This window comes from Staphylococcus debuckii (assembly GCF_003718735.1).
Classification (GTDB): Bacteria; Bacillota; Bacilli; order Staphylococcales; family Staphylococcaceae; genus Staphylococcus; species Staphylococcus debuckii.
Genome location: NZ_CP033460.1, coordinates 683,356 through 707,689, shown reverse-complemented (window position 1 = coordinate 707,689; position 24,334 = coordinate 683,356). Strand labels below are relative to the sequence as shown.

At 37.4% G+C, this 24,334-nt stretch carries 18 protein-coding genes and 1 pseudogene; 4 read left to right on the top strand and 15 right to left on the bottom strand.

What is annotated here, in order from left to right:
• Positions 1-17: 17 nt before the first annotated feature.
• On the bottom strand, positions 18-1,421 hold the full coding sequence (locus CNQ82_RS03095; protein ID WP_123144045.1) for an AMP-binding protein: 1,404 nt from the start codon (positions 1,419-1,421) through the stop codon (positions 18-20).
• A 229-nt stretch (positions 1,422-1,650) separates the two neighbouring features.
• On the opposite strand from CNQ82_RS03095, the gene CNQ82_RS03090 reads away from it, so the two are divergent.
• The 3 genes from CNQ82_RS03090 (at position 1,651) to CNQ82_RS03080 (ending at position 4,860) form a co-directional block, all read left to right on the top strand.
• Positions 1,651-2,532, top strand: coding sequence for a helix-turn-helix transcriptional regulator (locus CNQ82_RS03090; RefSeq protein WP_123144044.1), 882 nt, complete (start codon positions 1,651-1,653; stop codon positions 2,530-2,532).
• A 102-nt stretch (positions 2,533-2,634) separates the two neighbouring features.
• Entirely contained in the window at positions 2,635-3,306 is a 672-nt protein-coding gene (locus CNQ82_RS03085) for a haloacid dehalogenase type II (RefSeq protein ID WP_123144043.1), read from the top strand.
• A gap of 267 nt (positions 3,307-3,573) precedes the next feature.
• Positions 3,574-4,860, top strand: a complete 1,287-nt coding sequence (locus CNQ82_RS03080) for a YSIRK-type signal peptide-containing protein (RefSeq protein WP_123144042.1) — start codon at positions 3,574-3,576, stop codon at positions 4,858-4,860.
• A gap of 87 nt (positions 4,861-4,947) precedes the next feature.
• Here the strand turns inward: CNQ82_RS03080 and CNQ82_RS03075 are convergent.
• The 6 genes and pseudogenes from CNQ82_RS03075 to CNQ82_RS03050 form a co-directional block, all read right to left on the bottom strand.
• Positions 4,948-5,061: pseudogene (locus CNQ82_RS03075) on the bottom strand (SDR family oxidoreductase); the annotation flags it as partial.
• A 19-nt stretch (positions 5,062-5,080) separates the two neighbouring features.
• Positions 5,081-6,688, bottom strand: coding sequence for a xylulokinase (locus tag CNQ82_RS03070; RefSeq protein ID WP_123144041.1), 1,608 nt, complete (start codon positions 6,686-6,688; stop codon positions 5,081-5,083).
• A 490-nt stretch (positions 6,689-7,178) separates the two neighbouring features.
• The gene (locus CNQ82_RS03065) at positions 7,179-8,297 is read right to left on the bottom strand and encodes an ABC transporter permease (protein WP_123144040.1); all 1,119 of its coding nucleotides are present in this window, start codon (positions 8,295-8,297) and stop codon (positions 7,179-7,181) included.
• Positions 8,287-9,021: an ABC transporter ATP-binding protein gene (locus CNQ82_RS03060; RefSeq protein ID WP_123144039.1), complete on the bottom strand. Its 735-nt coding sequence runs from the start codon at positions 9,019-9,021 to the stop codon at positions 8,287-8,289. The genes CNQ82_RS03065 and CNQ82_RS03060 overlap by 11 nt, the downstream gene beginning before the upstream one ends.
• 303 nt (positions 9,022-9,324) lie before the next feature.
• On the bottom strand, positions 9,325-9,849 hold the full coding sequence (locus tag CNQ82_RS03055; protein ID WP_123144038.1) for an Rrf2 family transcriptional regulator: 525 nt from the start codon (positions 9,847-9,849) through the stop codon (positions 9,325-9,327).
• Positions 9,850-9,890: 41 nt separating this feature from the next.
• The gene (locus CNQ82_RS03050) at positions 9,891-10,442 is read right to left on the bottom strand and encodes an NAD-dependent epimerase/dehydratase family protein (RefSeq protein WP_123144037.1); all 552 of its coding nucleotides are present in this window, start codon (positions 10,440-10,442) and stop codon (positions 9,891-9,893) included.
• A 292-nt stretch (positions 10,443-10,734) separates the two neighbouring features.
• On the opposite strand from CNQ82_RS03050, the gene CNQ82_RS03045 reads away from it, so the two are divergent.
• Positions 10,735-12,099: an FAD-dependent oxidoreductase gene (locus CNQ82_RS03045; RefSeq protein WP_123144036.1), complete on the top strand. Its 1,365-nt coding sequence runs from the start codon at positions 10,735-10,737 to the stop codon at positions 12,097-12,099.
• A gap of 154 nt (positions 12,100-12,253) precedes the next feature.
• Here the strand turns inward: CNQ82_RS03045 and CNQ82_RS03040 are convergent, their stop codons facing one another.
• The 8 genes from CNQ82_RS03040 to CNQ82_RS03005 all read right to left on the bottom strand — a co-directional run bounded on the left by CNQ82_RS03040 (position 12,254) and on the right by CNQ82_RS03005 (position 24,315).
• Positions 12,254-13,399: a glycosyltransferase gene (locus CNQ82_RS03040; RefSeq protein WP_123144035.1), complete on the bottom strand. Its 1,146-nt coding sequence runs from the start codon at positions 13,397-13,399 to the stop codon at positions 12,254-12,256.
• A gap of 394 nt (positions 13,400-13,793) precedes the next feature.
• The gene (locus CNQ82_RS03035; RefSeq protein ID WP_123144034.1) at positions 13,794-15,326 is read right to left on the bottom strand and encodes an aldehyde dehydrogenase family protein; all 1,533 of its coding nucleotides are present in this window, start codon (positions 15,324-15,326) and stop codon (positions 13,794-13,796) included.
• A gap of 243 nt (positions 15,327-15,569) precedes the next feature.
• Positions 15,570-16,505 carry a ketopantoate reductase family protein gene (locus CNQ82_RS03030; protein WP_123144033.1) on the bottom strand — a complete coding sequence of 312 codons (936 nt, stop codon included), beginning with the start codon at positions 16,503-16,505 and terminating at the stop codon, positions 15,570-15,572.
• Positions 16,506-16,674: 169 nt separating this feature from the next.
• Positions 16,675-18,009, bottom strand: a complete 1,335-nt coding sequence (locus CNQ82_RS03025; RefSeq protein ID WP_123144032.1) for an APC family permease — start codon at positions 18,007-18,009, stop codon at positions 16,675-16,677.
• A 371-nt stretch (positions 18,010-18,380) separates the two neighbouring features.
• Positions 18,381-18,776, bottom strand: coding sequence for a glycerol-3-phosphate cytidylyltransferase (gene tagD, locus CNQ82_RS03020; RefSeq protein WP_123144031.1), 396 nt, complete (start codon positions 18,774-18,776; stop codon positions 18,381-18,383).
• Between the two features lie 24 nt (positions 18,777-18,800).
• Complete coding sequence (locus CNQ82_RS03015) at positions 18,801-20,966, bottom strand: bifunctional glycosyltransferase/CDP-glycerol:glycerophosphate glycerophosphotransferase (protein WP_123144030.1); 2,166 nt, start codon at positions 20,964-20,966, stop codon at positions 18,801-18,803.
• A gap of 110 nt (positions 20,967-21,076) precedes the next feature.
• Positions 21,077-22,582, bottom strand: a complete 1,506-nt coding sequence (locus CNQ82_RS03010; protein ID WP_123144029.1) for a glycosyltransferase — start codon at positions 22,580-22,582, stop codon at positions 21,077-21,079.
• A 227-nt stretch (positions 22,583-22,809) separates the two neighbouring features.
• A complete protein-coding gene (locus tag CNQ82_RS03005; protein ID WP_123144028.1) occupies positions 22,810-24,315 on the bottom strand; it encodes a glycosyltransferase in 1,506 nt (501 codons plus the stop codon).
• Positions 24,316-24,334: the final 19 nt, after the last annotated feature.

Genomic DNA, 24,334 nt, shown 5'->3' with positions numbered 1-24,334 from the left:
ACGCTCCTTTTGAAATATTAGTGTCCATAGATTTCTGTCATAGCTTTGCGTGCAATTTTACCGCTGGATGTCCATTGCATTTGGGGTACCTTAATCCAGCGCATCGGTACTTTATAACGTTCCAGGTACTTTCTCAGTTCTTTTTTTACGTCAGTGATAGAAAGTGGTACATCACTTTCATAATAAGCAATCAGAACTTCCCCCAACTCGTAGTGCGGAGTGGCAGCGACCATGACGTGTTTGACTGGGAAGTACTGCATAATGACGCGCTCGACCTCTTCGGGATAGACGTTCATGCCGCCGACGATACATTTATTATTGACGCAACCTTCTAAAATCAAATCGCCTGTGTGGGTCAGCCGTGCATAGTCTCCTGTAGCAATCTCGTCTTTTTCAGAAATGCGAGGGCCATCGACATAGCCTGAAAATACCATGGGACTCTGAATATAGAGTTGTCCCACGTCAGTAAGATTCGTCATTCTGTTCCCTTCATCATCTCGCAATTTGATTTGGACTCCTTTAAATAATTGTCCGACATTATGCGGCTGATAGTCTTGTACTTGATGATAGGAAATGAAACTGGCTTCGCTCGTACCGAAAAATTCAATGACCTCCGATTTAGGCAGCTTCTCTTGAAAACGGGCGATAGTTCTAGGTTCCAGTTTAGCGCCTGAAGTTAAGAAAGTAACTTTAATCTCCGCAAGTGCATCTGCATCAAATTGCAGTATATGTTCAAGAATCGAGGGCACTAAGAAAACGGCTGCACCTGGATGAGATTGGAGCTGTGTTAACAACTGTTCTGGCCGATAATCTGTTTGCATATAGCATGGAATCTTATGATGATGTGCATACATCAGTGCATAAAGTGTTAAAGAATGCGCTAGCGGGCCGGGCGCAATAATGCTAGAAGGAGCGCCCTTTAAGATTGCATCATTTGCTTCGTAGCTGACTACCCAAGAAATCCGGTTGCGATAATATGCTTTCGGCATGCCCGTTGTTCCGGAAGTAAAACCGATATGTAACAAATCTTCAGGAGGTGTGTTGCATGCGCATGGCTCTGCAGTACTATATTGACTATTCAGTTCAGTTAGAGTTAATTGCGGTATGGGTACTGCTGGTTGCTTTGTATCTGTAATTAAATGAGAAATATCGTAGTGTCCTATGATGGCGTTAAATTGTGTGGTTGTCCATTTAGAATCTAAAACCACCGGCAATTTTCCAGCTATTTGAATCGCGCGATAAACAGTTAAAAAATCAGCAGGATCGGCCACGCTGATACCTATTCTTTCATTAGGATGTTCTGCAGCTTGTTCCCACCATTGCAGTATCGTGGCTGCATTTTTCTCTAAATTTTTGCTGAAATCATTATATGTGAGTTGAGATCTTTCTGTTTCAATCATTATTTTGTTTGTATCTGCCATACCCTCACCTTCCTGCTTGAAAAGTTTTATATGTATAAGTTCATTTTAGCATACTGCATCTTGCGTCCTAGTAATATAATTGTCAGTATTTTTAATGAATAAATTGTACCTTTTAACATAAATTTGTTATATAATAATGACTGTATTCTCTCTTTTATTTTTCCACCTGCAATAAACTTAATTACCTACTTAACAACCAGACCAAGCACCAGGAGGCAATGATATCTTCATGGAACAATCCCACCGTATACTTAGTATTTATACACGTTTAATCCAACAAAAAGTGGTCAATAAAGACCAACTTGTTCAAGAATGGAACGTCTCTCCGCGTACGATTCAACGCGATATCGATAATATCCGCAACTTTTTATATGATACAGATGAATGGCACGGTTATCGTAAAGAAATTACCTACAATCATCGTTCCGCTTCTTACACCATGAGCAGCAGCAATGAAGACCATACCGCTTCAATTTACTTCCTCATTGCCTTATTACAAACGATTACTCCCGTTATTGAACACCAACTCTCTGACTATTTAAAATTACTGATTAAGACCTTTCATAGTCATCATGAACCCGAATTACTTTATCATCTCAACAAATTGAAGGTCGGTAATCAAGTTCAACCTTGCCATAATTTGACTATCGCCAACCGAGCGATTAACCAACATCAGAAATTATATATGAGTGGAGGTAAAGAAATCACACCTTTGTATATTCGTTATCAAGGTTTTACTTTTCATTTAGTTTATCATTATCAACAGCAAACCATGATTACTGACCTCGGAACCACAGATTTGACCTTCAGCCCTGAATATTTCACCCCACGCCACTCTCAGAATTATTATCAAGAAATTACTTTTGAGATGCACACTTCATTATATAAATCCATGCAGTATTTTTACGAACATAAAATAATCAAACCGCAAATAAACGGTTACTGTATTGTTCGCTTCAAAATGTGCCCTGAAGATGCTGTCAATCTCTGCTTCTCATGTTGCAAACAAATTCGAATCATCGAACCCGCTGATGTGCGCCACAAAGTTTTTCACCAACTGCTGAAATTGCAAGAAACTTATATGCTCAACCATTTATTTGCCGATTACTAATAATATTTAAGACAACTTTTTTCATTAAAATAAGGGTTGTCTTTTTTATTAATCATTCCCGTGTGATACGATAAAGCCAATTAATGATATGAGGTGAGTACAATGTATAAAGTGATAGTCTTTGATGCATATGGAACATTATTCGATACTGCGTCTGTCAAAGATAAATTAGAAGAATTTGCAGGCGAAAAAAGTGAATCTGTCTCAACATTATGGCGTCATACACAACTCAAACATACTTTCTTGCGACAAGTTATGGAACGCTACATTACATTCGATGATATTACGAAACAAGCTTTAGAATACGCTCTTGAAGTACATAAAGTCCCTTTCACCCGTCAAGATACCAATCAGATTTTTGAAGAATACTTAAACCTCAAAGCCTATAAAGAAGTGCCGGATGCTCTGAAGGAATTACACAAGATGCAGAAAACTTTATCTGTCTTTTCAAATGGCAATATGGATATGTTAGACCCAGTTATCGAAAATGCAGGCATCTCTAATAAATTGGACTCGATTATCAGCGCAGACAGTATCAAACAATATAAGCCCAGCCCTGCAAGTTATGCACTCATCTTGAAATACTATCAAATCAAACGCGAAGAAATTCTCTTTGTGTCATCAAACACTTGGGACGTCACAGGCGCTGCCCATTTCGGTTTCGATACAGTATGGGTGAATCGCGACCAAAGCCTTTTTGATAAAAACGGAACACTGCCTAAGATTACAGTGCAAGATTTAGATGAATTAGTGCATTGGTTGAAACTTAATTAAGAATCCATGCTTGATTCTGGAAAAGAAGGCCTTGGAAAGCTGTGGCTAAGCAAAAATTCCTCTGAAAGAAAGAATTCAGGAATTGAATGACATATTATGACATTCCCTGTGGATAACCGCCGATTTTTTGAGCAATAAATCGATTAAAAAATTTTCTATGATGAAATCATACGTCTATACCCGCTGTGTAAAATAGAAGTATACCTTAAACATATACTTATAGTTAGTATATTTACCTCAACAGACACCTCAGGAGGATGACACATCATGAAGAATAAACAACGCTTTTCACTTAGAAAATTATCAGCAGGATTCGCTTCAGTTTCAATAGGAGCATTAGTATTCGTAAGCGATGCTCACGTAGCAAATGCAGAAGATACTCCTACCAAATCTCAATCAGAACAAACTCAAAAAGCTAATGATAAAGACGCCCAAGCAGTCAATGCGCAAGTTGAACTTGCTAAAAAAGTTGGCGCTGAACAAGAAGCAAAAGAAAATGCGCAAAACGTTCAAAAACAAGCTGAATTAGCTCAAAAGGTTGCGGTTGAGCAGGCAACTAATGCTCAAGTTGAAAATGCTAAGAACGTTGCAAAAGAACAAGTTAAAAATGCTCAAACTGAATTAGATCAATTAACTCATTTATCTAAAGCTAAAAAAAATGCTTACAAAGCACAAATCAACAAAGCTGACGTAGCTAATATTCCTGGCATTGTTCAAAATGCTAAAGCTGAAGACTATCAAGTCGGTGTTGCACAAAATGTTGCTAATGAACAAGCTCAAATAGAGAATGCTCAAAAAGTTGCAGCCGAACAAGTTCAAAAAGCACAAACAGAAGTAAATGCATTATCTAGTATTTCTAAAGAAACTAAAGCGGTTTACAATAATAAAATTGCAGCAGCTGCTATAGCTGACATTCCTGCAATTGTTAAAGATGCTAAAGCGGTTAACGCTCAAGTCGAATTAGCTCAAAAAGCGGGTGCTGAACAAGCACAAGTTGAAAACGCTAAGAAGGTTGCAGCTGAACAAGTTAAAAAAGGCCAAGCTGAAATTAAGCAATTAACTCACCTTTCTAAAAAGCAAAAAGACGCGTTTAATAATAAAATTGCAGCAGCTGCTGTAGCTGACATTCCAGCTATTGTTAAAGAAGCTAAAGATTTAGATGCTAAACAAGCAACTAAAAAAGAGAAAAAAGGTGCTAAAAAAATACCTGAAAATAAAGTTACAACAGGACAATTAAAGACTGGCAATCCTAAACAAAATAAAAAGGAACATGGAACTACTAGACACCACAAAAGCACTGAGCATGATCAAACTTCTGACACTCATACTTCAACACCGCATACTAAAGTAATAACTGGCCAAACTGAAGATCAAAATGCATCTAAAGTTACTAAAGACGAAATCAAAAATCAACTAAAAGTTAAACATAATAAAAAACAACTGCCAGAAACTGGTGAACAAGATCAAGTATTATTCGGAATGCTTGCTGGCTCATTATTTGCAAGTGCTGGTACCTTATTCCTTCTTCAAGCACGTCGTAAAGAAAACAAATAAGACACCACTCTATATATTAATAAAACCTCGGCAAGATAAAGGGACAATTCCTTTTCTTGCCGAGGTTATATTAATTGGAAACTTCTATTATAGTGCTGTATAACCGCCATCAATTGTGAATACACTGCCTTGTGCAAATGATGAAGCATCTGACGCTAAGTATACAACGATACCGCCCAACTCTTCAGGTAATCCTGGACGACCATTTTGTTATTCATCGTTAATTCAAATAGTCATTTGCACTGCGTTCTACTGGCAGTCCCGCTTCAAATTTCGTGATATACTCTCGGAAGCTTTCTACATCTTCTGGTTTAGGGGCGATTATTAAAGCAGCTCCCTCTCCAAAAGCTTTCTTTTGCAAGTAGTCTGCTAATGTCAAGTCGGGTTGGACATCTATCAAATAGCGCGCCAACACTGCAATACCCCAGGCACCGCCTTCGCTTGCTGTCTTCATGACACTGACGGGGCTCTCTAAAGCAGCAGCTAGGAAGCTTTGTGCCACGCGTTCTGTTTTAAAGATGCCACCATGACCAACCATGTTTTCAATTTCCATTCCTTCATTGCGTTTCAATAAATCGATTCCGATTTTCAATGTGCTGAAGGCGCTGAAAATGTGGGTCTTCATCACATTAGCTAAGTTGAATTTACTGTCTACGTCTCTAATCAGCATTGGAAATCCTTTGGGTACGTCGGTAATGAATTCTCCCGAGACGTAACCGTATGATAGTAAGCGTCCTAAATCAGGGTCACCGGTTAATGCTGTTTCAAACATGCGTGTGAATAATTCGTCTTTAGTGTAAGTAGCACCCATTGCATCTAATACTTCTGCGAATAAATCTATCCATGCATTAATATCTGACGTGCAATTATTGGCATGTATCATCGCCACTTCATGTCCTGCTGGCGTTGTAACTAAATCTACTTCTGGATAAACACGTTTCAATGGATGATCTAAGACGATCATTGAAAATATACTTGTTCCAGCTGAAACGTTGCCTGTACGCGGTGCTACACTATTTGTGGCAACCATACCTGTGGCTGCATCGCCTTCAGGTGCACATAAAGGGGCGCCTGCTTCTAATTCATTTGCTGAATCAATCAATCGCGCACCTTCTGCTGTTAAGTAACCTGCATTTTCGCCGGCGCTCAGGACACGAGGCAATAATTGGTGAACATCTTGGTTAAATCCTTTTTCTTTAAAAAGTGTATTAAATTGATCTAATAAATCTTCGCGAAAACTCCCAGTTTCTGGATCGATTGGAAACATTCCAGAGGCATCTCCAACTCCTAATACGCGTTCATCTGTTAAATACCAATGAACAAAACCTGATAATGTAGTCATGTAGCGTACTTGAGAGGTATGCGGAGCATCTTCTAAAGCTGATTGGAAAAGTTGTGCGATGCTCCAACGTTCTGGAATATTCACACCGAATGCTTGACTTAAGATACCAGCCGCTTCATTAGCATTATTATTGCGCCATGTTCGAAACGGCACTAATAAATCATCTTTTTCATCAAACGCTAAATAACCATGCATCATTCCACTGATTCCTAATGATTTCACGCGGCGAATTGTCGTATTGAAATCATTTTTTATTTTGTCTGCCATTTCGCGATAACTCTTTTGCAAACCGACCCAAACATCATTGATAGAATACGTCCAATAACCGTTTAAAAATTGGTTCTCCCACTCAAATGAACCAGTAGCAATCGTTTGGCAATCTTTATCTATCGCTACGGTCTTAATACGTGTTGAACCAAACTCGATACCGATAGATAAACCGCCATCTTTAATCATCTGTCTTGTTGTTTCAATATTATTCGACATAGTTTCCCCTTCTATTAAAATTATATTATTGTGCTTTCCTATTATTTGTATCTTTGTATACAACTATGCAATCGTTTACATAAACCTTAAAATATCATGTAAGCATTGTCAATGAATCAATTACAATTATATGAGTAAATTAACATTTCTAAATTCGATTACTTTTAAAAATTTTATAAGCAGAAATAAAATTAATATAAGTATGAGATATGTGGGTGGATTTTCATGGGGAATTATAGGAGTTTTCGGTGGGAAGAAGATATTGGACACGTTCACTCAATTCTTGGCCAATATATCCGTTTATTGGACAAGTTCACATCCATCTTGGCCAATATATCCATTTATTGGACATGTTCGTCGCCATCTTGGCCAATATCCCCAAATATTGCACTTCCTCTCCTCAACTATCCCCCGCTTCTAATCTCCGCCCTTGCCCCAAACCCAAAAAAGCGAGCTGCACTTAACGCAACTCGCTCCAACCCAACATCTATTAAACTTTTCGATATCGCTTCAATCCTACAATATTTAACACTGTAAATATAAGGATGAATAGTAATAAAATACATATATCCAACCAGAAATGACTGATACCTTCTGCTTTCACCATAATTTCAGTGAGCGCATTACCTGCATAACGCAATGGGAATAAGTAGCCGATACTTGCAATCCAACGATTGACATTATCTAACGGGATAATGCCGGAGAATAAGACTTGCGGGACTACTACAATCGGTATAAATTGCAGCATTTGGAATTCTGAATTCGCGAATGTAGAAACAAATAAACCCATCGCCAGTGCTGCAAAGGCGACCAAAATATTAATCAACAATACCCAGCCAAGATTACCGGCCATTTCCACTTTCAATAAATACACCGAGAACAACACGATGATCAATGTTTGGATAATCGCGAAAATACCATATCCCACTAAATAGCCGAATACAATCTTGCTCCGTTTTACAGACGTGGCCAATACACGCTCCAATGTACCCGTTGTCCGTTCTCTAAGCAGTGCAATACCAGAAATCAAGAACACAAACAAGAAGACAAAGAATCCCATCAAGATAGGGAACATTTTATCAAAGTATGTACTATCTGCGTCCCCATATAAATAATGTGCCTTCAACGATATACCTTTATCAGAGACCTGCATGCCATTTTTCCCTGCTGCACCCGGCATTTTCTCCATTTGCGATTTCATTTTATCTACTTGTGTCATGACACTTTGCATTTTAGTTTTCTGCAACGCACCATTTAACATCTGCTTTACCGCATTGGTTTTGCTCGGATCTTCATTCGTGTAAGTTACTTCCAGCTGGTTTCCTTTTTTCGCCACGAACGCATCCAAGTCTTTCTTTTCAATAAGGGATTGAATTGAGTCGACATCTTGGTACTTGGAAGTGTCTGCCTTATCATCCGGCAAGGCTTTGACGATACGATTCGGCACGTTGTCTGCAAAACCAACTTTCAGGTGTTCGTCGGTATCGCTGTTGAAGAGGAAGTACATGATGGTCAGAATCAGCAAAGGGACGATAAACATTAGGGCAAGTGTGCGTTTGTCGCGGAATAAATCGGTAATGACGCGCACTAATATCGCTTTAAATCTCATTATCCTTCGCCTCCTCTGCTTTCAGGAATACTGCTTCAATACTGTCCGCATTGAAACGTTGCTTCAACTCTGCCGGTGTGCCCAGTGCAAAGATGTGACCATCTACCAGCAATCCAACCTTGTCACAGCGTTCGGCCTCATCCATCACATGCGTAGTCATCAAAATGGTCTGGCCCGCTTCGGACAATTGTCGCAACTCTCGCCAAATCGATTGTCGCAAACTCGGATCAATCCCTACAGTCGGTTCATCCAATATCAGCAAATCGGGATGCGCCAACAATGTAATGGCCAGCGAAAGTCGTCGCTTCATACCGCCTGAAAAGGTATTGATAATATCCTTCAACTTTCCTTCCAAATCCACCAATTTCATATAGGCGTCAATTTCCGAATCCAACTTATCTCCAGCCAATCCTTTCAAATTACCGAAGAACTTCAAATTCTCTTTCGCACTCAAATTTTCATACAGCGCCAGTTCTTGCCCCATATAACCAATATGATTCAGCACCTTGCGATTCGGCATACGCTTGCCATAAACCAGCGCCTCACCAGCATCCAATTTCTCCATGCCCAGCAGACACTTAATCGCCGTCGTCTTTCCAGAACCGCTCGGACCAATCAGCCCCAGAATCTGCCCCTTCTCCAACTCCAGCGCAATATCCTCCAGCACCACCTGCTTGCCGAACACCTTACGCGCATGCTTCAACTCCGCCACTAACTCAGCCATCGAATCCCCCGTTTCATTCTATGTTTAATCCTATTATGCTTCTAAACCGATCACATTGCAATTTGGGAAAAGAAACCCTGGAGAACGAGGGGGATGGTGTGAGCTGACCTGAATCTTGAGAGGAGAAGTTGAGGGCGGTCGCTAATATGTGATGAGGGACGGGGCGGTTGTTAGCGAGGAATCTAGACACTTCTCTAAATCTTGTGTCCAGATTACGCTACTCCGCAACCAAAAATCTCATAACCGCATATAAAAAGTGCGAAGATAGCTCCTCTATCTCCGCACTTCAACATCACACCATATTTATTTTTCCAGTTTTTCAAGCGTCTCCAAATCTTCAAATCCGCTATCAAAGCCATGATTTTTATACCAGTGCACAATAGCTGGAAAGTCGATTGCTTTTTCACGATGTGCCTCTATTTCAAAGCGCAATTCTTCAATAGTTGTCTTTGACAATTCTTTTTTCAATGCATCAAAGGCTTCTTGCAAATGCAACGTCAATAATTCACGTATCGAACTCCCCACTGGGCAAATGCCGGAGAAAGTATCTGGAAATTTAAAGATTTCATCAATTTGTTCTGTTTCCACGGCTTTATAAACATCCCACAAGTTAATTTCATCTGCTGGACGCACCAGTTCTGTAGTGCCAACGCCACGCTGAACGGCTAATAAATCAGCATCTTTCAACTTCTTGTAAACATTTCTGATGATTACGGGATTTTTGCCGACACTTTCTGCTACCATTTCACTCGTTACACGTATATCTGAAAAGTATGCAATCATGATTAACGCATGAACAGCAATAGGAAATTGAGTACTCACACGCATACGGCCCACTCTCCTCTAGCTCTTAGTAACAACCGTCTAACCTAAGCTTTCCAAGCTTTTGTAATGCGATCTATCAATTGCTCGGCTACAACTTCTACGCTCACAGGAGGCATCTCATCATATTCTCCATTTTTAATACCTTTGCCGATTTCATCATGACGATATTTATTCCAAATGACTGTAGCATCATAGTTGGCCACGCGTACTGAGCCTTCTTGCAAGGTTTTCAATTCTCCTTTTTTCATAGTTACAAAGTCTGCCATCTCAGGAATACCGAAGTTAACGATACCGACATTACCGATTGCTTTTAACTGATGTTTTTCCGCAAAATCACGCACAGTAGTTACAGCGTCTTGACTGCCATAAGTGAGCGTAACAATATAGTCCGCTTCATCACCATGCAACGCATTCTCGAAACTTTGCGCATCATTAACATCGACTTGTACATGATGAACGTGAGCACCTTGAATTTCTTTTCTATCGCCGCGGCTCGTAATGTAAATTTCAGCTTCTGGGAATCTGTTAGCCCATTGCATCGTCAATTCTCGACCTACGAAACCATTTCCACCTACGATAATAACATTATTACTCATATCCAATTCCTCCAAACCATAATTTGTAATATTTAAAGTTATAAATTAAGCATACTCTGTCTTATTTGTAATAACAATTATTACAAACAACACGTAACCACCCCAGCACTCCATTTGTAACTTCATTTTTGACAATTCTATTAACACTGCCATTATTCCCAGCTAAACTGAATAAAACACTTCTTGAGTGGTAAATATATAGATGTGAAGAAAATATAAAGATAGATTAAATCGACTTTTATAATAGACAAAGAAGAGCGGAAATGCTCAACCAAAGGAGGACTTCACTATTATGAAATACGTAGTAGTCGGAACATCACATGCAGGTTATGCTGCAATCGAAACTTTATTAATATCAGACCCAGAGGCCGAAATTGAAGTATTTGAAAGTGCAGATGCACCTTCATTCTTATCTTGCGGTATCCAAAGTTATTTAGAAGATGTCGCACCATCATTACAATCCTTGCATTATGCAGATGCAGACTCATTAAAAGAACAAGGCGTGAACTTGCATCTGCAAACAACGGTAACGGATTTAGATACTCAAAATAAAACTGTGACAGTTAAAAAAGACGGCAACACTTCAGAAGTCTCTTATGATAAATTATTCTTAAGCCCAGGTGCTGTACCAAACGAACCACCAATCGACGGTATCAACGATTACAATAACGTTTTATTTATGCGCGGTGAAGAATGGGCAGGTAAAATCAAAGAACGCATGCAAAATGCGAAGAAAGCCATTGTAGTCGGCGGCGGTTATATCGGTATCGAAGCAGCCGAAGCTTTTACCAAAGCAGGCATCGATACAACAATTATGGATGACGGTGACCGTATCATCAAAACTTATTTAGATAAAGAATTCACAGATATTCTAGAGAAAAACGTTGCCGAACATGGCTTGAAATTCAAAGGCAATGCAAACGTCAAAGCCTTGAAAGCAGACGACAACAATAACGTTACAGCTGTAGTCACAGATGACGGCGAATACGAAGCAGACACAGTATTATTTGCTGTCGGCGTCAAACCTGCAACAAAATGGCTAGACGGCAAAGTCGAACTCGGCAAAAAAGGCATTATCAAAATCAACGATCGCTTAGAAACATCAGAAAAAGACGTCTATGCAAGTGGTGACGCTACACTTATTCCATTCGCACCTATCAACGAAGACCGCTATATCGCACTTGCAACTAACTCTCGTCGCCAAGGTTACGTAGCAGCACGCAACATGGCAGGCAAAGACATGAAGATGCCACGCGTTTCAGGCACATCTGGCCTTGCATTATTCGATTATAAATTCGGCCAAACAGGCGTGCACGAAACAGAAAAAGACAGCTACGACGGCAACCTAGCTGCAAAATATATCGAAGTGCCCGTACGTCCTAAATTCCGTCAAGACGATACAACAGTGCACCTTAAAATCATGTTCGACGAAGATTCACATCGCATCCTAGGCGGACAAATTATGAGTACAGAAGACTTAGTAGAATCCATCAACACGCTGTCAGTAGCAGTCAACGCAGGCTGGACACTCGAAGAACTTGCATTAGTCGACTTCTTCTTCCAACCAGACTTCGACCGACCATGGAACTACTTGAACGTCCTAGCACAACGCGCACTAGGCGATGACGTGTTCCCTAAAGACAAACAACTCTTCTAAGCCCTTACTTCCCTTACGGAATAATAAAGGTGCGTCTCTCATCGAGGCGCACCTTTTCTGCGAACTAAAAGTAGCTTAAAAGGGGGCCTAACCCTTTAAAAGCACATAAAAGAAGCGATAAGTCTGCATACGCACTTATCGCTTCTTCCTTTATTTAGAGATTCATTTCTTTAATACGACGCGCTTGGTTAACCTTCTCTTCTTTTTCCAATTCTTCGCGATCTTCACGATTAGCTTGGTATGGCACATGTTCTTCAGGTTTACGCATTGCGTGATGCAAAGGCTCAACCTTGCTATTATCGCGGTATTCACGATTCGATGATTGAATACTCGCAACCTTATCTCTGCTCGATGCCTTATCGTTCAAATTAGTGTCTTGTTGCAAATACTTAGGACGATTCTTCACTTCATAATAAATACGGCCGATATATTCACCGATGACACCAATGGAAATCAATTGGATACTGCCTAGGAACAGCACAGCAAATATCGTGGAGAAATAACCTGGTGAATCGACACCATTCATCAGTATCATCACAAAGTTTACCAATAGATAAATAATACTGATACCGAAAATGGCCATGCCGAAATACAAAATAGTACGTAGCGGTTTATTATTAAATGAAATCACGCCATCAACGCCATAATCTAATAGTTTAAAGAAAGACCACTTCGAATCTCCAGCCGCACGTTCTTGATTGTTATATTCAAGCGTTTCAGTCGGGTAACCAACCCATGAAAAAAGACCTTTAGAGAAACGTTGAACTTCATCTAATTCCACTAAAGAACGCACTGCACGTTGACTCAGTAATCTGAAGTCGCCTACACCGTCTTCAATAGGGACATCAACAAAGCGGTTGATCAATTTATAATAGCATTTCGTCATTAATTTACGTGAAGCTTTTTCCCCATCACGATTTCGTTTTGCAATGACTTGGTCTGTGTCATTTTCCATATATTTTTCAATCATTTGCGGAATTAGTTCAGGCGGATGTTGTAAATCACCGTCTAAAATTATCACAGCATCTACGTCTTGGCTATTTTCTAACCCTGCAAACATGGCCGCTTCTTTACCGAAGTTACGGCTGAATGAGATATATTTTACCTTTTCATCTTGCTGACTATATTCTTTTATCATATCGATTGTGCGATCCTTGCTTCCGTCATCTACGAAGAGCAAGTCATAATCGTAATGATGGAGTTCAGAATCTGCAGCTAAAACTTTTGTCAGCTCTTTATACGTGTAATTAATAACATCCTCTTCGTTGAAACATGGGATTAACATTCTAACTTTACTCATTCTATTACTCCATCCTTTTTAAAAGTTAAGAATTTTAATGAAATATACAAGTTCTTAATTCCTGTATACCCGATTTTACATTAGCAAATTATTTTCACTTAATTTAACTTCCACCGAAAGTATTTGGTCATCATTATAAAAGAAATATTTCTGTGTTTCTAATAATTACAGGTTGCTTTACAAAAACTAAACACTCATGAAATGTGGCAGTAAACGGGATAATTCATATATTGTTATTTTTTATTGCTATATTAAAATCGTTTATACTACTTTAACTAGATGATTATATGTAAAAAATCAGAAAAGGAATGTAGAAGTAAAAATTAAACCATAACAAAAAATCCCGCCCTGCTCAGACCACATCTGAGAGAGCGGGATTTCATTCATTTAGAAATTAGAATTTATGATCATCATGATCTAAGACATCACTTTGTCCTGATTCATATAATCCTTTTGGTTTATTGCTTGTATCAATAAAGATATTTTTAACTTGTTGATAATTTTTTAATGCGCCTTTATAAGTTTCTCTACCGATACCTGATTTTTTATAACCGCCGAATGGAGCACCTTCCGGTACTTGGTTATAAGTGTTGATCCACATACGGCCAGTGCGTACTGCACGTGCAATATTTAAAGCACGGTTGATATTTTGTGAGAACACACCGCCAGCTAAACCGTATTCAGAATCGTTAGCAATGCGGATAGCTTCATCGTCGTCTTTAACTTTGATTACAGTTAAGACAGGTCCGAAGATTTCTTCTTGTGCTAATTTGTTATCATTGTTATCCACTAAAATAATTGTCGGTTGGAAGAAATAACCTTTACTTAATTCGCCATCTGTAATTCTGTGGCCACCAGTTAAAATGTCAGCACCTGAATCTTTCGCAAAGTCTAAATAACTTTGGATTTTTTTCATTTGTGCTTCACCAGTTTGAGAACCCATTTGAATATTTTCGTCAGTTGGGTCGCCGACTTTAAGATGACTGAAGACATCTTTCAAGCGTTTGATGAGTTCATCATAGATATCTTCTTGGACTAATAATCTTGAACCGGCACTGCAGACTTCACCTTGGTTGAACAAGATACCTAATTGAATACCTTCTACAGCTACATCTAAATTCGCATCGTCTAAGATAATATTGGCTGATTTACCGCCAAGTTCTAAAGTAGCCGGTACAATACGTTTGGCTGCAGCTTCAGCAACTTGATAACCTACATCAGTAGAACCAGTGAATGATAATTTATCTACGCCTTCATGATTGAAGATGGCGTTACCTGATTCTGAACCTTTACCAGTTAAGACATTGACCACACCATCTGGTAATACTTCTTGGAAGATTTTCGCTAATTCAATCAAGCTTAGCGGTGTAGATGATGAGGGTTGGATTACCACTGTATTACCTGCAGCTAAAGCAGGTCCTAATTTCCATGCTGCTAATAGCATTGGGAAGTTCCAGGCAACCACAGCACCCACAACTCCGATAGGTTCATGACGGACGATACTCATCACATTTTCACTCATATCATTTACAGTACCTTCATCTGTATCAATCACACTTGCAAAGTATTCAAAGTGACGCGCAGCAAGCGGAATATCAATTGTAGATGTTTCACGAATTGGTTTACCATTATTTAAAGTTTCAATCATCGCAAGACGGTCTTTTTGTTCTAAAATTTTGTCACTGATTTTACGCAATAATTTAACACGTTCTTCTTTCGGTGTTTTACCCCAGCTGTCAAATGCAGTTTGTGCAGCTTTAACTGCTTTATCTACATCCTTCTCTCCTGCTTTCGCTACTTTCGTTAATACTTCACCAGTTGCAGGATTGGTTACTTCAAGTGTTTCACCAGAATCACTCGGTACAAATTCACCATTAATAAATAAATCATAACTATCTTGGGTATAATCTCTTACATTTACACTCATGCTTAAAGTTCCTCCTTTAAGTTCTTTGATTTATATTAGTGCGTTTCTAACCGTTGTGTAATGCCAACTGCCAGTCACGCAATAAAGCTGTTAAAAAGTAAAACGTTTACATCTCTGATTATTATTATCACACACACTTATAATTAGTTCATTTAATGTGCTTGTGAATCGTTTACCTAACAAAGCGAGACAGAAATAATATTGAGTAAATGATTATCTCTGCCCCGCTTCTACAATTTCTCTTTATTCTTTAACATATTTCATTTCTAATTGATGCACTAAATGTTTCAACATCGTATTATTCGGTGTCGGAATCTTTAATTCTTGGCCATATGCTTCAATTTGACCATTAAGGTAATCCACTTCAGTTAAACGACCAGAATATAAATCTTGATGCATTGAAGGATGATGCAATCCTTGTGCTTCTACTGGATAAGTTTTCTCGATTTTATTCACAATCGTATCAAAATTCAAGTCCACACCTCTTGCGGTACCGACATCCACAATTTCTTCAATAATCGGTACAATCATTTCATGCGCTTGATCATATTCCGCAAATTCAGCAATTGTTTTATCTAGAATCGTACATAAAGGATTCAACACACTATTTAATGCTGCTTTGTTCCAGACAGAAACCATCACATTATCACTAATCGTCGCATTCAATCCAGCCGCTTCAAAGACCTTTTGAATTTCATACGTGCGTTCTGTTACCTTTCCGTCTACACGTTGGAACTCGATGGCACCTGTGCCTTCTAATAACAATTGGCCCGGCCCTCTGAGTCCTGCAGTCCATACAGTTACCGCTAAATAAACCTGTTCTTCCGGTACGATTTTAGTAAAGCGTTCATCATGCCCTAAACCGTTCATTAGTGTTAATACAGAAGTATCCTCATTAATCGCGCCATACTGTTTTAAATCGCGCAACATTTCTTCTGAACGCATCGCCTTCGTTAAGATAATCACTAAATCATAAGCTTCTTTCACTTCATGCGGATAAATCATTGTCGCAGGAATATGATACGTTTCGGTTTCTGTTTGGATTTCGAACCCATTTTCATTCACCGCTTCTACATGCGGTTCCCAATAATCAATAAATGTCACATCGTATCCTGCTTGTTGAATTTGTGTACCGACACGGCCGCCCATCGCTCCGGCACCAGCTACTGCTACTTTCATATGTACCTTACTCCTTTATAATCGAATTTCGGCTTTCTATTTTACCGACACTATACTTATTATTGTACGGCAGAAAGTCAGTTTAGGTCTAGGCTATATTTAGAATTTTTAGATAACTTCTTTCACTTGAAAAAAAGAGCCGGCTGTCGCGCCGACTCAAGAAAGTCCTCTACTTGATGCCTTCTTTTTCCTCTTGTTTCTTTTTATAGAAATAGATTGGAATACCTAATAAGGTAATTACAATACCGATAACTGCCAAGAGTGTTTGTGTAAAGAGTGTGTTGATTAATACGAAGATTCCTGCCAGTAATGCAATGAGCGGAATAATCGGGTAAAGAGGCACTCTATAAGGCCGCTCCATCTCTGGTTCTCTCTTTCTTAAAATCATAACTGCCAAGAAGGACATGGAATAGAAGGTCCAGATGACGAAGACGAGCATATTTGTGATGGTATCGAATGCGCCGAGTGACATCATGACGAATGCAATGATTTGTTGAACGAGTCCTGCTGCCCATGGCGCTTGTCCTGGTGTTAATTTCAAGAAGAAGTTGCGGAATGGTAAGCGGTTACGTTCTGCCATAGCATAAGGTACGCGCATTCCGGTCATTAAGTAGCCGTTCAAGGCACCGTAAACGGAAACCATGATACCGATAGTGACGATTTTACCGCCGCCGTTACCAAAGATTTTAACTGATGCTTCGCTGGCTGCGTTTAAGTTGCCGCTGATTTCTGATATCGGCAAGGTCATTAAGAATGCTGCATTGATGAGTAAATAAACAATCATGACTGCACCTAAGCCGATAGTGATGGCACCTGGCAGATCGCGTTTAGGATTCTTCAATTCTCCTGCGATGGTACCGACGTGCATCCAACCGTCATAAGCAAACATTGTAGCAAGCAACCCTGCACCTAAGGCAGTGAAGAAGCCGTGATGTTCACCTGCTTGAAGCGGCAGTAATGAAAAGTCTACATTGCTGTCTTGGAATAAGCCCACTACTACAATTAAAATAATTGGTATCAGCTTAATGACCAATGTAATAGATTGCAGCATGCCGCCTGCTTTAGAACCTAAGCAGTTAATAAAGTAAATCGATAATGCTGTTAAAATTGCTAACGGGACAATCCAACCCGCTTGCATATGGAATAAATTAACTAATTGTGTTGCGAAGACAATTGCTAAGGCTGCGATATTAGCCGGGAAATATATAAATGCTTGAGCCCAGCCTGATAGATAGCCCCAGAAGCTGCCGTAAGTATATTCAATATATGTGATTAAACCGCCTGTTTCAGGAATTGCTGCTGCCAGTTCGGCTGCTGTTAATCCTGCACAGATGGTAACAAGTCCGCCTAATAACCAAACAAACATTGCCATACTCGTAGAACCGGTTACTTCCACAACGCTGGATACTTTGAAGAAGACACCTGCTCCGATGACCGTTCCCATGACAATGGAAATGGCTGAGAAGAATCCGAGATTACGTTTCAACTCATTTTGATTACTCATTTTACCTATCCTCCATTCACCGAATATATGATAAGTAACTTGAGAAAGAATGCTATTATGACATCAGTTTTCTGCAAAATAAAAAGACTGAGATTGCAACATATATAATAACGATATACGGTTGTATCGATTATATGAGTTGCGCTATCCCCAGTCGCTTTTCATTCAACTTGCCCCAATTGTTCACTGCCATACTGATAAAATAACATTTTATTTATCTCAGTTACTTTTACCCCTAAAATTCTCTGAATCTTAGCATTCTTATACAGTTTAACGCACAGCAGTGTAATGAGCAACAATGATTGTGTAAAGCTTCAAAAGAAAAGATTAAAAAATAGAGAAGCTGAGACAATATTTGCCTCAGCTCCTGCTTAATTTTCCTTTCCGTATAGTTCTTTTTTGATTTGAGTAGTCGAGATTCCTTCTGTACGTTTAAGATAAATCACTTCGCATTGATCCTTTAAGAAGTCGAATTCACCTTCCCAGTCATGTCCCATCACAAAAGTATCGACTTCGTATCTATCAACATCTTTCGTTTTTTGTCCCCAATCGTCTTCAGGGATTACTAAGTCTACATAACGAATAGATTCTAACATCATTTTGCGTTGGTCATAGCTGTAATAGGATTTTTTATTTTTTATTCTATTAAACTCGTCGCTAGATAGTGCCACGATTAAATAATCGCCCATTTCTCTTGCTCTACGTAATAGTTCAATATGTCCATAATGTAGTAAATCATAAGTTCCATAAGTAATTACACGTTTCATTCTTAAATTCTCGCTTTCCTTTAATTATTTATTTTCAATGTCTTTATGAATCATTTCTCCGATGTATTCAGAAGCTGTACCTTTCTCAAGAGAACAGAAGCGCTCATAAAATGCATTGATGTTGGTAGAATATGCTTGGGAAATTTGATCCATTTGCTTCAGTCCATCTGCTAATTTAAATGGATCTGTATAAATTGGCCCAGGCAAATCATTCATATAATCCATATAAAATCCGCGCAAACCTTTGTCATATTTATCAATGTCATAAGCAAAGAAGAATTGCGGACGTTTTAAGATACCATAATCAAACATTACAGATGAATAATCGGTGATTAATGCATCTGAAATTAAGTAAAGCTCTGAAATATCATTGTAGTTCGAAACATCTACAGCAAATTCTTCATATCCGCTGAGATCCAATGCATTGGCTATGAGATAATGCATACGTAAGAGAATCACATATTCATCGCCTAACTTTTTCTGTAAATTCTCTAAGTTAATACGCAAATCAAAGAGGTATTGGCCTTTTTTGATAAACTCATCGTCTCTCCAAGTCGGCGCATATAATATCACTTTTTTGTCTTCAGGAATATTGAGTCCTTCTCTGATTGTATTCTTAAATTCAGTATCATCGGCGCGATTTACTAACACATCATTTCTAGGATAACCTATTTCTAAAATACGTTCTCTATTCATCCAGAAGGCTGATTCAAAGATTTCTGTAGAATAACGGTTAGGAGAAATCAAATAATCCCATCTGGAAGTTTCTTCATGGAAGTTACGTTTATAATTAGGTGTCGTCGTACCAGGCATTCTCACAACTTTCATATCATTTGCCAGACGTTTTAATGGTGTACCATGCCAAGTCTGGATATAAGTTTGATTCTCTTTCTTATGCAAATATAGCGGCGTTCTAGCATTCGTCACCCAATAATGCGCATCTGAATAAGCTTTATAATATTCTGATGAACCTCTTTTAACTTTCACAGCATTTCCAGGAACACTATGTTTTTCAGGCTCGTTAAACACCCAGATATAATGGTATTCAGGGTACTGTTTCATCATATATTCATAAATATATTTAGGGCTGTCACTATAATTTTTGCCACCGAAAGTTTCAAATAGAATAGTTGTATCAGAAACATTTTCAGGTTTATCTTTTAACTCGTAAATTGAGCGATTTTTCCTTTTTGAATTAGTAGCGATGTTTTTGAGATGTCTCACGGCAGCCCGCCCTTTATTTAAGGAGAATGCCTTATCGGATTGGTTGAACATCAACAGAGCCATTTCTGTTTTGAACAAACCAGAACCTTCTTTTAACATTGCCCATTTCAAGTGTTTTGCTAATTTCTTAAGTGTTTGTTGATGTCTGTCATATCTTTGTTCAATATCTCGTCTTGTTGGATCAAAATCTCTTTTAATCTTCGCAATCATCTTATGATTTAAGAAATCTCGAATTCGCTTATTATCTGTCTGCTCTAGTTGTTTAAAATAGCTTTCCACATATTCTTCAAACAGATTATCGAAATCTTGTTCAGACAGAGTTTCTGATTCAAACGGATGATAAACTTCACCCCTATAATAAAATGGGAAGTTAAAAATTCTTACAAAACGATTAACATAACGCACATAATCAATTAAAAACGAACGGTCAATATAAGTATGTAATGACTCATCGAATTGAATATCATGTGCTTTAACGATACTGGTTTTAAAGATAATATTACAAGCTGTATTTTTTCTTAAAAAAGAATTGGGGTTCTTTTTCCCTGTGAGATATTCAACTTTCACTTTATTGCGATCGATAAATTGCGGTTGCTTCAGTGTAAATTTATAAATAGGTGCTACTAAGCCATCTAAACCATTTAATTTTTTCAAATAGAAATTGACGGCATAAGAAGCAAGCTGATCATCGGCATCTAAAAACATGAAGTAAGGTGTTTCCACTTGCTCTATCCCTACATTTCTTGCATAGGCATGACCGTGATTTTCTTTTAAATTAATAATTTTAATGTCGTTATTATAATCTTGCAAAGCTTGATCAAGTAAAGCTTCTGAATTATCTTCAGACCCATCATTTACGATAACGATATTAAAATTTTGATTTCTTTGCTTTTTAAGACTATTGATACATTCTGTGATATATTCTTCTGAGTTGTAATATGTAATAACAATAGTTAAGTCATTCATAATATTATCTCCTCTAGTATTATCTCTTTTATATCATTTGGGAAGAAACGGGAGTGAAATAATATTTTATTCCGGCTCCCTTAATTTGTGTATCAGTCTAAAATGATAATCTACTCTTTTGAATTGTCTATTTCTTTAAAGAGTTGTTTAAAGTTTTTTATAGCAGCTTTTTCTGTTAAAGTCTTTTTAGTTTTAACAGGTTGAAGTGGATGCTCAATTATCGAGGTCATCGCATCAGCAATACCTTGAATATTATCTGCTTCCACAATATAGCCATTTTTTCCATTTTCAATAATTTCTCTTGGCCCATATTTCACATCGTAAGCAATCACCGGACAGCCTTCATTTATACTTTCCATTACAGTAAGTCCGAAGCCTTCGCGTCGGCTTGTCAGCAAGGAAGCCTTTGATTCTCTGAACGCTTCTAAAGGATTCTCAGTGAAATCTTCGATAGTTACATCGTTCTCGAGATGATAGTCTTGAATCAATTTCTCGATAGTCTGGCGTTCCTCTCCGATGCCTGCTCCAAATAATACTAATTTGGTAGCGTAACCTTTATCTTTGAAAATTTTATAAGCCTCAATAATATGCGGAATTTGTTTTTCAGGTGCAAAGCGTCCCATATAAACAAAGCGATCTTTCTTCACACTTTTCGCTGCTTTAGATTTCTCTATAAAATGTGGAATAACAGCAAACTTATCATCAGGAATATCGAGTTCGCTTTGGATATCTTCTTTTTGATGATTTGTAAGAACAATATATTTAAATACTTTATCCGAATTAAGTAATGCTGTTCGATATGAACCTTTAATCTCATTGCCCTCCAAATGTGTATTATGTAAAACCATAATCGGCTTCACTTTTTTATTGCAATTCAATAATGATTTATCTAATAATCTTGCATCATCAAAGACAGTGTCACCGTCTTCAAAAATATGATTAAAGAAATAAGTAAACAAATCTTTTTCATTGCTGAAACCTTTTTCTACGCAACCATTTTTATAGACTAATATAGATTTAATACGATTATTTTCATCTTCATCAAAGAATCTCCGACAATAAAGATTGCCATTTAAATCATAAAATTGGTCTTCGATTTTCTTATTTAGCTTACGCGAAAAATTACTGATTCTATGCAAGTAACCATACATATTAAATTCATGACGTTCAATTTTATGTCTCACACCATCTACAAAATAATCTTCAAATTTAATGATGTCAGATTCCGGGAAGAATTGGCGGTACATTAAATATTTGCCAGTATCTTTATCATAATATCTTATGGCATTCCGTTTTTCGTCTTCTCTCGCTTCATAATTGGAAATTCTAATCGGCTGTGGTTTATAAATTTTTTGTTTCTTAAATTTAGTTTTACGAATGTTATAAACATTATAATCCGACAACCATTCATAAAGATTAATGATTGGAATATTACTTTTCAATAATCCTCTTTCTTCAAACGATTGATAAACATCTCGATAATTCGGGTCATAATTAGTCGTAAGAATTGTTTGCTTTCTTTTTAATTTATCTTGAATAAAATCTATCCGCTTCAAAAGTGCTTTAGTTCTCCCTGCATGGAACTTCGGCAAAGTAGAAGTGATTGTATATATCATATTGATTGTTCCCTTCAATTAATTACTTATTCCAGACTATTTATCTGTATATATGTAATTATTTTCACGCAAACATATCTCATAAAACAATAATAGTTTAATTTATGTCTATCGTATTTACAAAATTATAACATTTACTTAGTAAATTTCATATTTTGAGGTAAAAAAGGATTGAAGTGATTTCTACATCTCTTCAATCCTTGTGTTCAAAATATATTTTTTTATTTTCAGCTTAATTCATCTAACAATTCTAACCATAGTTTGTTTATCTTTCTCTCATGTTGACGTTTTGTAATTTCTAACGCATTTTTCTGCATTTTTTTGTATTCGTTTTCCGGCATCTGCAATATTTGAATTACTTTTTCTGCAGCTTGCTTAATTCTATCACTGCTTAATTTATCGATTACAAAACCATCCTTATTGTCTCTGATGATTTCGGCTGGACCGTATTTAGTATTATAAGTAACAGCTGGTACACCGCAAGCCAAAGATTCCATTAAAGACAACCCGAATCCTTCATAATTTGAAGTGGATAAATATACTTTGGATTTTTTTAATCTTTCGATAGTATCTGTAACATGTCCTTTTAAAAAGATATTTTTCTCTAAACCTAATTCTTTAATTTGTTTTTGCAGCTTTTCTTTATCTGGCCCGTAACCATAAATTTCATATTTTACATTAGGAATTTTTTTGACAACCTCTTTCACAATATCAATTGCTTCAGGTAAGTTTTTAGCATTATGATATCTAGCTAATGAAATAATTAATGGAGCTTTATTCTCAGGTAGTTTTTCCATGAACTTCGTTAATTTAGGTTGATGATGTGAAATCACCTTTATTTTGTCTTCAATGTGTTTGATTTTGTTAATATCTTCTTGTTGCTCTTTAGTTAATACTACTAATTTATCGATTTCATCATTATCTATACTTTCAAATAAATCATCTGCTGAAGGAGAAAATTTGTGAATATCAGTAAATGGTGCATCTAAATGATTATTATGCAGTATATAAATCTTTTTGATGTTTGGACCTTTTATTATATTAAACGGTTTTACGTGATCTCTTTTTTCAATAAATAATAATGGATGAGGTATATCTCTTATAAACTCTTTAAGTACAGCTACTCCCATAGTCGCCTCATCAAAATATTGTTGCTCATTTAAATGACAGAAATAATTTACTGGTCTGAAGTTATCTTTGTGCAAAGATGATGATACCACTGGTTTGCCTTCGTTTGAATATAAAACATTGAATGATGGTTTGTTTCTATCATCCATATAAATTGCTTTTCTTACTTTTCCATTTTGACCATAAATTTCTTTTAAATAACGCTTCCAAGGTGTGGTAAAAACATCTTTGAAATTAGCCGTACCATTCTCATGTAATCTTAAATAGTAATGATATCTTCCCTTTTCATCAAAAACTCTATAAGTATTTTTTTCTTTAGCATCAGCAAAATAAGTATAATTAGGATTTTTCTCATATTTTTGTGTAGAAGAATCTGCATTATTGTTCTCATATAAATTATATATTTCTACATTTTTGGCTATATTACCAACTTCTTTGTGATATTTACATAGTTCTTGAAATTCAGGATCAAACCCGTATGTGAAAATAATCGCTCTTTTATAAACTTTAGCTAACGTATTAATTCGGTGGTACGCTGCTTTATGAAGTCCCCCGTTGACTTTCTTGATGTTGTGTAAAAATACAATAGGCACTAATTTTTTCATAAAATGATTCCCCTAAGCT

What these genes read in the sequence shown, in the direction of transcription:
- CNQ82_RS03095 (WP_123144045.1), bottom strand. Translation starts at nt 1,421, where the DNA reads ATGGCAGATACAAACAAAATAATGATTGAAACAGAAAGATCTCAACTC.
- CNQ82_RS03090 (WP_123144044.1), top strand. Translation starts at nt 1,651, where the DNA reads ATGGAACAATCCCACCGTATACTTAGTATTTATACACGTTTAATCCAA.
- CNQ82_RS03085 (WP_123144043.1), top strand. Translation starts at nt 2,635, where the DNA reads ATGTATAAAGTGATAGTCTTTGATGCATATGGAACATTATTCGATACT.
- CNQ82_RS03080 (WP_123144042.1), top strand. Translation starts at nt 3,574, where the DNA reads ATGAAGAATAAACAACGCTTTTCACTTAGAAAATTATCAGCAGGATTC.
- CNQ82_RS03070 (WP_123144041.1), bottom strand. Translation starts at nt 6,688, where the DNA reads ATGTCGAATAATATTGAAACAACAAGACAGATGATTAAAGATGGCGGT.
- CNQ82_RS03065 (WP_123144040.1), bottom strand. Translation starts at nt 8,297, where the DNA reads ATGAGATTTAAAGCGATATTAGTGCGCGTCATTACCGATTTATTCCGC.
- CNQ82_RS03060 (WP_123144039.1), bottom strand. Translation starts at nt 9,021, where the DNA reads ATGGCTGAGTTAGTGGCGGAGTTGAAGCATGCGCGTAAGGTGTTCGGC.
- CNQ82_RS03055 (WP_123144038.1), bottom strand. Translation starts at nt 9,849, where the DNA reads ATGCGTGTGAGTACTCAATTTCCTATTGCTGTTCATGCGTTAATCATG.
- CNQ82_RS03050 (WP_123144037.1), bottom strand. Translation starts at nt 10,442, where the DNA reads ATGAGTAATAATGTTATTATCGTAGGTGGAAATGGTTTCGTAGGTCGA.
- CNQ82_RS03045 (WP_123144036.1), top strand. Translation starts at nt 10,735, where the DNA reads ATGAAATACGTAGTAGTCGGAACATCACATGCAGGTTATGCTGCAATC.
- CNQ82_RS03040 (WP_123144035.1), bottom strand. Translation starts at nt 13,399, where the DNA reads ATGAGTAAAGTTAGAATGTTAATCCCATGTTTCAACGAAGAGGATGTT.
- CNQ82_RS03035 (WP_123144034.1), bottom strand. Translation starts at nt 15,326, where the DNA reads ATGAGTGTAAATGTAAGAGATTATACCCAAGATAGTTATGATTTATTT.
- CNQ82_RS03030 (WP_123144033.1), bottom strand. Translation starts at nt 16,505, where the DNA reads ATGAAAGTAGCAGTAGCTGGTGCCGGAGCGATGGGCGGCCGTGTCGGT.
- CNQ82_RS03025 (WP_123144032.1), bottom strand. Translation starts at nt 18,009, where the DNA reads ATGAGTAATCAAAATGAGTTGAAACGTAATCTCGGATTCTTCTCAGCC.
- tagD (WP_123144031.1), bottom strand. Translation starts at nt 18,776, where the DNA reads ATGAAACGTGTAATTACTTATGGAACTTATGATTTACTACATTATGGA.
- CNQ82_RS03015 (WP_123144030.1), bottom strand. Translation starts at nt 20,966, where the DNA reads ATGAATGACTTAACTATTGTTATTACATATTACAACTCAGAAGAATAT.
- CNQ82_RS03010 (WP_123144029.1), bottom strand. Translation starts at nt 22,582, where the DNA reads ATGATATATACAATCACTTCTACTTTGCCGAAGTTCCATGCAGGGAGA.
- CNQ82_RS03005 (WP_123144028.1), bottom strand. Translation starts at nt 24,315, where the DNA reads ATGAAAAAATTAGTGCCTATTGTATTTTTACACAACATCAAGAAAGTC.